This is a genomic window from Acidovorax sp. (assembly GCF_027492855.1).
Taxonomy (GTDB): domain Bacteria; phylum Pseudomonadota; class Gammaproteobacteria; order Burkholderiales; family Burkholderiaceae_C; genus Acidovorax.
In genome coordinates, this window is record NZ_JAPUDY010000081.1 from 1 (window position 1) to 9117 (window position 9117).

At 63.6% G+C, this 9117-nt stretch carries 9 protein-coding genes and 2 tRNA genes; 7 read left to right on the forward strand and 4 right to left on the reverse strand.

The features are described from left to right. From argG to Q0105_RS15960, 4 genes are all read right to left on the reverse strand, one after another. Positions 1 to 1048: argininosuccinate synthase (argG, locus tag Q0105_RS15945; RefSeq protein WP_298213118.1), on the reverse strand; the 1048-nt coding region annotated here is incomplete at its 3' end. 160 nt (positions 1049 to 1208) lie between these two features. After that, positions 1209 to 1526: a pyrimidine/purine nucleoside phosphorylase gene (locus Q0105_RS15950; protein ID WP_063460592.1), complete on the reverse strand. Its 318-nt coding sequence runs from the start codon at positions 1524 to 1526 to the stop codon at positions 1209 to 1211. A 166-nt stretch (positions 1527 to 1692) separates the two neighbouring features. Then, complete coding sequence (locus tag Q0105_RS15955; protein WP_298213119.1) at positions 1693 to 2364, reverse strand: glycine zipper 2TM domain-containing protein; 672 nt, start codon at positions 2362 to 2364, stop codon at positions 1693 to 1695. Positions 2365 to 2507: 143 nt separating this feature from the next. Beyond that, the gene (locus Q0105_RS15960; RefSeq protein ID WP_298213120.1) at positions 2508 to 2900 is read right to left on the reverse strand and encodes an ArsC family reductase; all 393 of its coding nucleotides are present in this window, start codon (positions 2898 to 2900) and stop codon (positions 2508 to 2510) included. A gap of 58 nt (positions 2901 to 2958) precedes the next feature. On the opposite strand from Q0105_RS15960, the gene folC reads away from it, so the two are divergent. The 7 genes from folC to Q0105_RS15995 all read left to right on the forward strand — a co-directional run bounded on the left by folC (position 2959) and on the right by Q0105_RS15995 (position 9018). Continuing rightward, positions 2959 to 4284 carry a bifunctional tetrahydrofolate synthase/dihydrofolate synthase gene (gene folC / locus Q0105_RS15965; protein WP_298213121.1) on the forward strand — a complete coding sequence of 442 codons (1326 nt, stop codon included), beginning with the start codon at positions 2959 to 2961 and terminating at the stop codon, positions 4282 to 4284. A gap of 34 nt (positions 4285 to 4318) precedes the next feature. Next, positions 4319 to 5125, forward strand: a complete 807-nt coding sequence (locus Q0105_RS15970) for an SPOR domain-containing protein (RefSeq protein WP_298213122.1) — start codon at positions 4319 to 4321, stop codon at positions 5123 to 5125. 44 nt (positions 5126 to 5169) lie between these two features. Then, positions 5170 to 5658, forward strand: coding sequence for a CvpA family protein (locus tag Q0105_RS15975; RefSeq protein WP_298213123.1), 489 nt, complete (start codon positions 5170 to 5172; stop codon positions 5656 to 5658). Positions 5659 to 5742: 84 nt separating this feature from the next. After that, positions 5743 to 7248, forward strand: a complete 1506-nt coding sequence (gene purF, locus Q0105_RS15980) for an amidophosphoribosyltransferase (RefSeq protein WP_298213124.1) — start codon at positions 5743 to 5745, stop codon at positions 7246 to 7248. A 101-nt stretch (positions 7249 to 7349) separates the two neighbouring features. Then, positions 7350 to 8771, forward strand: coding sequence for a glutamate--tRNA ligase (gltX, locus tag Q0105_RS15985; RefSeq protein WP_298213125.1), 1422 nt, complete (start codon positions 7350 to 7352; stop codon positions 8769 to 8771). A 65-nt stretch (positions 8772 to 8836) separates the two neighbouring features. Continuing rightward, a tRNA-Ala gene (locus Q0105_RS15990) sits at positions 8837 to 8912 on the forward strand. 30 nt (positions 8913 to 8942) lie between these two features. Then, a tRNA-Glu gene (locus Q0105_RS15995) sits at positions 8943 to 9018 on the forward strand. Positions 9019 to 9117 lie beyond the last annotated feature (99 nt).

Consider the following 9117-nt stretch of genomic DNA (forward strand, 5'->3'; position numbering starts at 1 on the left):
GCTGGGCGGTTTCGCGCAGCATGATGGCCTGGGGGTCGAACCAGCGGCCCTGGTACAGCAGGCGGCCCAGCTTCAGGCCGTTCATGCGGTACTGCTCGATGGTGTCCTCGTTGTGGATGCCGGTCACCAGACGCTCGTAGGCGATGTGCAGCAGCGCGAGGCCGGGGGCTTCGTAGATGCCGCGGCTCTTGGCTTCGATGATGCGGTTTTCGATCTGGTCGCTCATCCCGAGGCCGTGGCGGCCGCCGATGCGGTTGGCTTCGAGGATCAGCTCGACCGGGTCGTTGAATTCCACACCGTTCAGGGCGACGGGCTGGCCTTCTTCAAAGCGCACCGAGACTTCTTCGGCCTTGACTTCGACCTCGGGCTTCCAGAACGCCACGCCCATGATGGGGTTGACGATGCGGATGCCGCTGTTCAAAAACTCCAGGTCCTTGGCCTCGTGTGTGGCACCCAGCATGTTGCTGTCGGTGCTGTAGGCCTTCTCGGCGCTCATCTTGTAGCCAAAACCTGCCTGTGTCATGAACGCCGACATTTCGGCGCGGCCGCCCAGCTCGTCGATGAACAACTGATCCAGCCAGGGCTTGTAGATCTTGAGCGAAGGGTTGGTCAGCAGGCCGTAGCGGTAGAAGCGCTCAATGTCGTTGCCCTTGAAGGTCGAGCCGTCGCCCCAGATGTTGACGTCGTCGTCCTTCATCGCGGCCACCAGCATGGTGCCGGTCACGGCGCGGCCCAGGGGCGTGGTGTTGAAGTAGGTGAGGCCGCCGGTGGAGATGTGGAAGGCGCCTGCCTGCAGGGCGGCGATGCCTTCGTGCGCGAGCTGCGTGCGGCAGTCCACCAGGCGGGCTTTTTCTGCGCCGTATTCCATTGCCTTCTTTGGGATGGCGTCGTAGTCGGGCTCGTCGGGCTGGCCCAGGTTGGCGGTGTAGGCGTAGGGCATGGCGCCCTTGAGCTTCATCCAGTGCAGCGCCGCGCTGGTATCGAGGCCGCCCGAGAAGGCAATGCCGACCTTCTGGCCGAGAGGGAGGTTTTGGAGAATGGTTGCCATGAAAGGGTTCTCAAAAATGATAGCTGCTCGCGCTTGCTACATAAGCGCTAGGCGCCAAAAACATCTGATCAGCGACTTGCCTCGGACTTCAAGTCCCTTCAGTCCGAACGGATGGTGGGGTATCTGAGGCATGCCGCTCATCGGGAAAGAACAGTCTCAATCAGCCGAAATGGCAGATGTAGTGATAAGCCTCGGTCACGCGGATGTCGAACTTCGAATTGCCGGGCACGCTGAATTTGTCGCCAGCGGATGACTTCACCCAGGCGTCGGTGCCAGCGAGCTTGTACTCGCAGGAGCCCGCCACGCATTCCATGATTTCGGGGGCGCCGGTGTTGAAGGTGAGCGTTGCAGGCAGTACCACGCCCACCGACTTCTTCGTGCCATCGGGGAAGGTGATGCCGTGGCTCACGCATTTGCCGTCAAAGTACACATTGGCCTGGGTGGTGACGGACACGCCGTCGATTTTTTCGGTGGTCATGGATGCGCAGGTAGAGAGGGAGGAAACCCACGATTTTAGGGCAGGGGGCCGCCGCACTGGCCGTGGAGCCGCCTGAAATGCGTGGGCCGGGCGATTGCGCCAAGAAAAAGAGCCCCGAGGGGCTCTTGTTTCGATGCCAGGCAGGCCGCTTTACCGCCTGCCCCGTTCAACGCCAGTAAGGGTTGCGATGGTGCGGGTAATACGGCCGCCCGCTGTTGTAGCCGTATTCGATCACCGTGACGGGCGGCGTCACATAGGTGGGCTGCTGATACACGGGTTGCTGATACACGGGCTGCGCCGGGTAGGTGGATGTCACCACGCCGGGTTGGCTGTACACACCTTGCTGCGCATAAGGGTCGGGCTGCGTGGAGTAGGTCTGGCCCACGGGCTGCACGCTCAGCGGGATCCAGCGGCCGGGGTCGTTCTGGGTGCGCGTGGTGTACTGGCGACCCGCGTATTCATAGACCACGTCGTAGCCCATGGTGCGGTTTTCGTAGTAGGTCTCGGTGGTGCAGCGCTGCACGTTCTGGTACTGGGGTTGGCTGCCCTCGATCTGGTTGCCGATCACGGCGCCGCCAATCAGGCCGATGGCGGTGGCGGCTGCGCGGCCGCTGCCCTTGCCGATGGCATTGCCTGCTGCGCCGCCCGCGATGGCGCCCATCACGGCGCCAGCGCCCGAGGTGCGGTTGCCGTTGTACACGGTTTCATTGCCGCACACTTGCTGGGGGATGCCGACCTGCTGCACGATGGGCGTGGCAGACAGCACACGGCCTTGTTCTTGTGCGCTGGCCATGGTGGCGATGGCGGCCATGGCAGAAAAAATGACGATCTTTTTCATGGAGAAACTCCTTTGGGGTCGGTACATAACGCACCAGACTGCGGAAAAGTTTAGGTCCACCAAGTCAACAAGGGTTCCCGAGGCCGTAAATCTGCGTAAAGATATGTGCAATTTTCCCGCGTTGGCGGGCAAATAAAGAAAGGTCAGCCTTTGGGGGCCGTAACCCGCCAGGCTTGCCACTGGTCGGGTGCAAAGCCCACGGAGACCTGGGTGTGGCCCGCGCGGCTCCATTCGACCACCGGGCGCTTGATCACGCTCGGGTGCTCCAGCATCAAGGCCGTGGCGCTGGCGTCATCCGCCACGGCGGCCTGGGTGTCCGCATCCAGCTTGCGCCAGGTGGTGCCCTGACGGTTGACCAGCTTTTGCCAGCCCACGGCGGCCAGCCAGCCGGGCAACTGGCTGGCCGGTACACCTTGTTTCTTGAAATCGTGGAATTGGTAGTCCAGCCCCTGTTCGGTGAACCAGGTGCGGGATTTTTTGACGGTATCGCAGTTAGGGATGCCGTAGAGGATGATGCTGGCGTCGTTTTTCTTCATGCCGCACATCATCCACCAAGAACATGGTGAATGCGGCTCGGCGACAATCCCCGCCTGTATGCACACCAAACCCCACACCCTGGAAGGCTGGCTTCGCCACTGCGAGCAACTGCACCCCCACAACATCGACATGGGCCTAGATCGGGTCAGCGAGGTCGCGCGCCGCATGGCGCTGCGCTTCGAGTGTCCGGTGATCACGGTGGCGGGCACCAACGGCAAGGGCTCCACCTGCGCCATGCTGGAGGCCGTGGCCCAGCAGGCGGGCTACCGCACGGGGGTGTACACATCGCCCCACCTGGTGCACTTCGAGGAGCGCTGCCGTGTGCATGGCGAGAGCGTTTCTGCTTCTGATTTGGTAGCGCACTTCGAAGCCGTAGAAAGCGCCAGAACCCAAAATGGCAATGATGTCTCGCTGACCTATTTCGAGTTCACCACCCTGGCCATCCTGCGGTTGATGAGCCATGCGCTGCTGGATGTGGCCATTTTGGAGGTTGGGCTGGGTGGTCGCCTGGATGCCACCAACATCGTCGATGCCGACTGCGCCATCATCACCAGCATCGACATCGACCACACCGAGTTCCTGGGCAAGGACCGCGAGAGCATCGGCCGCGAGAAGGCGGGCATCATGCGCACCGGCCGCCCGGTGATCGTGAGCGACCCCATGGCGCCCCAAAGCGTGGTGGACCATGCGCGGGAGATTGGGGCGGATCTGTGGAGCTTTGGGCGCGATTTCAACTTTTCGGGCGACAAACAGCAGTGGAGCTGGGCAGGGCGGGGGCGGCGCTACGCCGGGCTGGCCTATCCCGCGCTGCGGGGCGCTAACCAGTTGGTCAACGCCTCGGGCGTGCTGGCCGCGCTGGAGGCTCTGCGCGACCGCCTTCCCGTGACGGCGCAGGCTGTGCGCAACGGAATGGCCCTGGTTGAGTTGCCGGGCCGGTTCCAGATCGTGCCGGGGCAGCCCACCCTGGTGCTGGATGTGGCGCACAACCCCCACTCGGTGGCGGCGCTCACGGCCAACCTTGATGCCATGGGCTTTTTCCCCACCACACATGCCGTGTTTGGCGCCATGGCCGACAAGGACCTGGCGCCCATGCTGGCCAAGGTGGGCCCTTTGGTGGACCGCTGGTACTTCACCAACCTGCCTACGCCGCGTGCCGAGACGGCCGCCGCGCTGCAGCAAAAGTGGAACGCCTTCCATATGGTGGCGGGTGGCCGCCGTGATGTCACCTCCAGCCTGCATGCAGACCCCATGCAGGCCTTGCAGGCCGCAGTGGCCGCTGCAGACCCCGCTGATAGAATCGTGGTCTTTGGCTCGTTTTACACGGTGGGCGGTGTTCTGATCAATGGAATACCTCGCCTGCAGGCCAAACATCTGGGCCAATAGGGCAGGTTCTGAGGTCCGCACGAGTCGTTACTCCATGGCATTTTTCAAGTTTCGGTGGCCTGGGCAGGGTGAGCAGCCACAGGCCGAAAAACCGTCCAGGCGTGCACGCGCGCCGCAGGCCGAGAGTGTCGAGGTGATGCGCCGCCGCGCCCGCCATCGGTTGATCGGCGCCGCCGTGCTGGTGCTGGTAGGGGTGGTCGGATTCCCGCTGCTGTTCGACACCCAGCCTCGGCCCATTCCGGTCGACATTCCCATCGAGATTCCTGACCGCAACAAGGTCGCGCCCCTGGTCGTGCCCGCGCCCGTGGCCGAGGCACCTGCTGCCAGGCCAGCGGCCCCTGCCACGCCCCAGGAACCTGCTCGCCCCGCGCCATCGCGCAGCGCGGCAGCCAACAACGGGCTTTCCGAGGGCGAAGAGCTGGTGCAGGGCACCCGGCCCGCACCAGCAAAGCCCCCGCAAACTGCCGCAGTAGCGCCCAAGCCGGAGTCCAAGACACCCATACCGCCTGCGCCCGAGCCGAAGCCCGCGCCGCGCTCCGACGATTCCGCCCGTGCCCGAGCCCTGCTCGAAGGGCGCAGTGCCGAGCCTGCCGCCACGGCGAAAGCCGAAGACGAGCGCTTCATCGTGCAAGTGGGCGCTTTTGCCGATGCCGACAAGGCCCGCGAAGCGCGCAGCAAGGTCGAACGGGCGGGCCTCAAGACCTATACCCAGGTGGTGGACACCAAGGACGGAAAACGCACGCGGGTTCGCGTGGGGCCTTTCACCAGCCGGGCAGAGGCGGACAAGGCGGCGGCACGCATCAAGGCGGTGGAACTGCCAGCGTCCGTGCTGACGCTGTAAACGCGCTGCTTTCTTCATAAGAGGCCCAGGCTTTCTTCGCACCGATGGCTGCGCTCGACTGGATTTTTGTGGTGGTGCTGCTCGCCTCGATGCTCATCGGGGCTTGGCGTGGCCTGGTGTTCGAGGTGCTGTCGCTGTTGGGCTGGGTGGTGTCTTTTTTTGTGGCGCAATGGTTCGCGGCGGACATGGCGGCGCTGCTGCCCATTGGTGAATCGGCCGGCTCGCTGCGTTATGCGGCGGGGTTTGTGGTGGTGTTTGTGGCGTCGGTTTTTGCCTGCGGGTTCTTGAGCTGGCTGGCCAAGAAGTTGGTCGAGGCCATCGGCCTGCGGCCCGCCGACCGCACGCTGGGCGCAGTTTTTGGCGTGCTGCGGGGCCTGGTGCTGCTACTGGCGGTGGCCGTGGTGGCGGGGCTTACTTCCTTGCATGAGGCGCCCTGGTGGCAGGAGTCGCAAGGCGCGCCGGTGCTGGCAGAAGTGCTCAGGGGCTTGAAACCGGCGCTTCCGGAAGAATTTGGTAGGCATCTGCCTTCTTGACGAAGATATCGATGGGGCTGTGGCCAAAAGCCGCGGCCATGGGGTTGCCGCGGGGCTGTTCCCGCAAACGGATGGAAAACTACTATGTGTGGAATCGTCGGCGTCGTCAGCACAACGCCCGTCAATCAGCTGATCTATGACGCCTTGCTGCTTTTGCAGCACCGCGGCCAGGACGCAGCGGGCATCGTCACCCAGCAGGGCCGCAAGTTCTTCATGCACAAGGCCAAGGGCATGGTGCGCGACGTGTTCCGCACGCGCAACATGCGCGCGCTGCCGGGCAGCGTGGGCCTGGGCCAGGTGCGCTACCCCACGGCAGGCAATGCCTACAGCGAGGAAGAGGCGCAGCCCTTTTACGTGAACGCGCCATTCGGCATCGTGCTGGTGCACAACGGCAATTTGACCAACGCCCGCGAGCTGCGCAACGAACTGTTCCAGACGGACCACCGCCATACCAACACCGACAGCGACTCGGAAGTCCTGCTCAACGTATTCGCCCACGAGCTCGAACGTGCCACCCGTGGTGTGCCGCTGCAGCCTGAAGAGGTCTTCACCGCCGTGCGCGCCGTGCACAAGCGCATCAAGGGCTCGTATGCCGTGATCGCCCTGATCGCCGGGCACGGCCTGCTGGCCTTCCGCGACCCGCATGGCATTCGCCCGCTGGCCATGGGCCGCAGCCAGGACGGCACGGTGATGGTAGGCAGCGAGTCGGTGGCGCTGGAGGGCACCGCCCATGTGTTCGAGCGCAATGTCGACCCCGGAGAAGCCGTGTTCATCACGCTCGACGGAAAGGTCCACGCGAGCCAGTGCGCCGAGAACCCGCAGCTCAACCCCTGTATTTTCGAATTCGTGTATCTGGCGCGGCCCGACTCGGTGCTGGATGGCATTTCCGTCTATCAGGCCCGCTTGAACCTGGGCGAAACCCTGGCCAAGCGCGTGGTCTCCACCGTGCCGCCCAATGAGATCGACGTGATCATCCCGATCCCTGAATCCAGCCGCCCGAGCGCCACGCAACTGGCGCATCTGCTGGGTGTGCCTTACCGTGAAGGCTTCGTCAAGAACCGCTACGTGGGCCGCACCTTCATCATGCCGGGGCAGGGCGTGCGCAAAAAATCCGTGCGCCAAAAGCTCAACGTGATCGGCAGCGAATTCAAGGGCCGCAATGTGCTGCTGGTGGACGACTCCATCGTGCGCGGCACCACCAGCCGCGAAATCGTGCAGATGGCCCGCGACGCAGGTGCCCGCAAGGTGTACCTGGCCAGCGCCGCGCCGCCTGTGCGCTACCCCAACGTGTACGGCATCGACATGCCCACCAGCAGCGAGCTGGTGGCCCATGGCCGCACGGTAGAAGAGATTCGCCAGGCGATTGGCTGTGACGCCCTGATCTACCAGGACGTGGACGGCATGAAAAAAGCTGTGGGTGCGCTCAACGCATCCATCGCGGGCTTTGATGCCTCGTGTTTTGACGGCGTGTACGTCACGGGCGACATCACGGCGGAAGGCATCGCCAACCTGAACGAAGGGCGCGTGGGCATGGAAGAGGGCGAGGAAGACACCTCCCGCCTGGCGCTGCCGAACGCACAAGAGGCCTGAGCAGGCTGTGAGGGCGCAAGGGGCTCATTCGCCCGCCGCCCATTGGATTGACCGAATACGAATCTTGACACTGGCCCCGAGAGGGGCCAGACCTTATTGATATGACAGAAACCACTGCTGCCAGCACAGGCCACGTGCGCACCCGCTTCGCCCCATCCCCCACGGGCTTCATCCACCTGGGCAACATCCGCTCGGCGCTCTACCCCTGGGCGTTTGCCCGCGCCACGGGTGGCGATTTCATCCTGCGCATCGAAGACACCGACCTGGAGCGCTCCAGCCAGGCGGCGGTGGACGTGATCATCGAAGGCATGGCCTGGCTGGGGCTGGACCATGACGAAGGCCCGTTCTATCAAATGCAACGCATGGACCGCTACAAGGCCGTGCTGGCGGATATGCAGGCTGCCGGCCATGTGTACCCCTGCTACATGAGTGTGGCCGAGCTGGATGCCCTGCGCGAGAGGCAGATGGCCGCCAAGGAAAAGCCCCGCTACGACGGCACCTGGCGCCCCGAGCCCGGCAAAACCTTGCCTGCCATTCCCGAAGGCGTGCAGCCCGTGCTGCGCTTCAAGAACCCCCAGGGCGGCGTGGTGGCGTGGGACGACAAGGTCAAGGGCCGCATCGAGATCCGCAACGATGAGTTGGACGACCTGGTGATTGCCCGCCCCGATGGCACGCCCACCTACAACTTCTGCGTGGTGGTGGACGACATCGACATGGCGATCACCCACGTGATTCGCGGCGACGACCACGTGAACAACACGCCGCGCCAGATCAACATCTTCCGTGCGCTGGGCAAAGAGCCGCCGGTATATGCCCACCTGCCCACCGTGCTCAACGAGCAGGGCGAGAAGATGAGCAAGCGCAACGGCGCCAAGCCTGTGACCCAATACCGTGACGAAGGTTATCTGCCCGACGCCATGGTGAACTACCTGGCCCGCCTGGGCTGGAGTCACGGCGACGATGAAATTTTCAGCCGCGAGCAGTTTCTGCAGTGGTTCAACCTCGACCACCTGGGCCGCAGCGCTGCCCAGTTCGACGAGGCCAAGCTGCGCTGGGTGAACGCTCAGCACCTCAAAGCCATGGACGACGAGGCCCTGGCCGCCTTGGTATCGGCCTTGCTGCAAAAGCGTGGCATGGCCGCCGCCGACCTGGCCGACGGCCGCCTGCCGCGCATCTGCGCGCTGTTCAAGGACCGCTGCGACACCCTCGTGGCCCTGGCCGACTGGGCGCAGGTGTTCTATGGCGACGTGACGCCCGTGGACGCAGAACGCACGCAACATGTCACCGAAGCCATTGCCCCCGCGCTGGATGCGCTGGCCGACGCACTGGCTGCCTGCGCCTGGGACAAAGCCTCGATCAGCGCGGCCTTCAAACAGGTGCTGGCCAGCCAGGGCCTGAAGATGCCCCAACTGGCCATGCCCGCGCGGGTCTTGACCGTAGGCACGGCCCATACCCCGTCGGTTGATGCCGTACTGGAATTGGTTGGACGTGAAAAAGTTGTAGCGCGTTTGCGAAACCGCTAAAAATCTGTCTATAATTCAAGGCTCAGATGATGACGACAAATACACAGTGTTTGGAGTCATTAAGTGGGGGTATAGCTCAGCTGGGAGAGCGCTTGCATGGCATGCAAGAGGTCATCGGTTCGATCCCGTTTACCTCCACCAAAATTTGATAACGGTTAGTTCCAAGGTTTTGACCCCATCGTCTAGAGGCCTAGGACATCACCCTTTCACGGTGAGTACCGGGGTTCGAATCCCCGTAGGGTCGCCAAGTTTTGTCGCACTTGGGCTTGCAAAAGCCGAACGCGGCTTCGTGCGGAGTGGTAGTTCAGTTGGTTAGAATACCGGCCTGTCACGCCGGGGGTCGCGG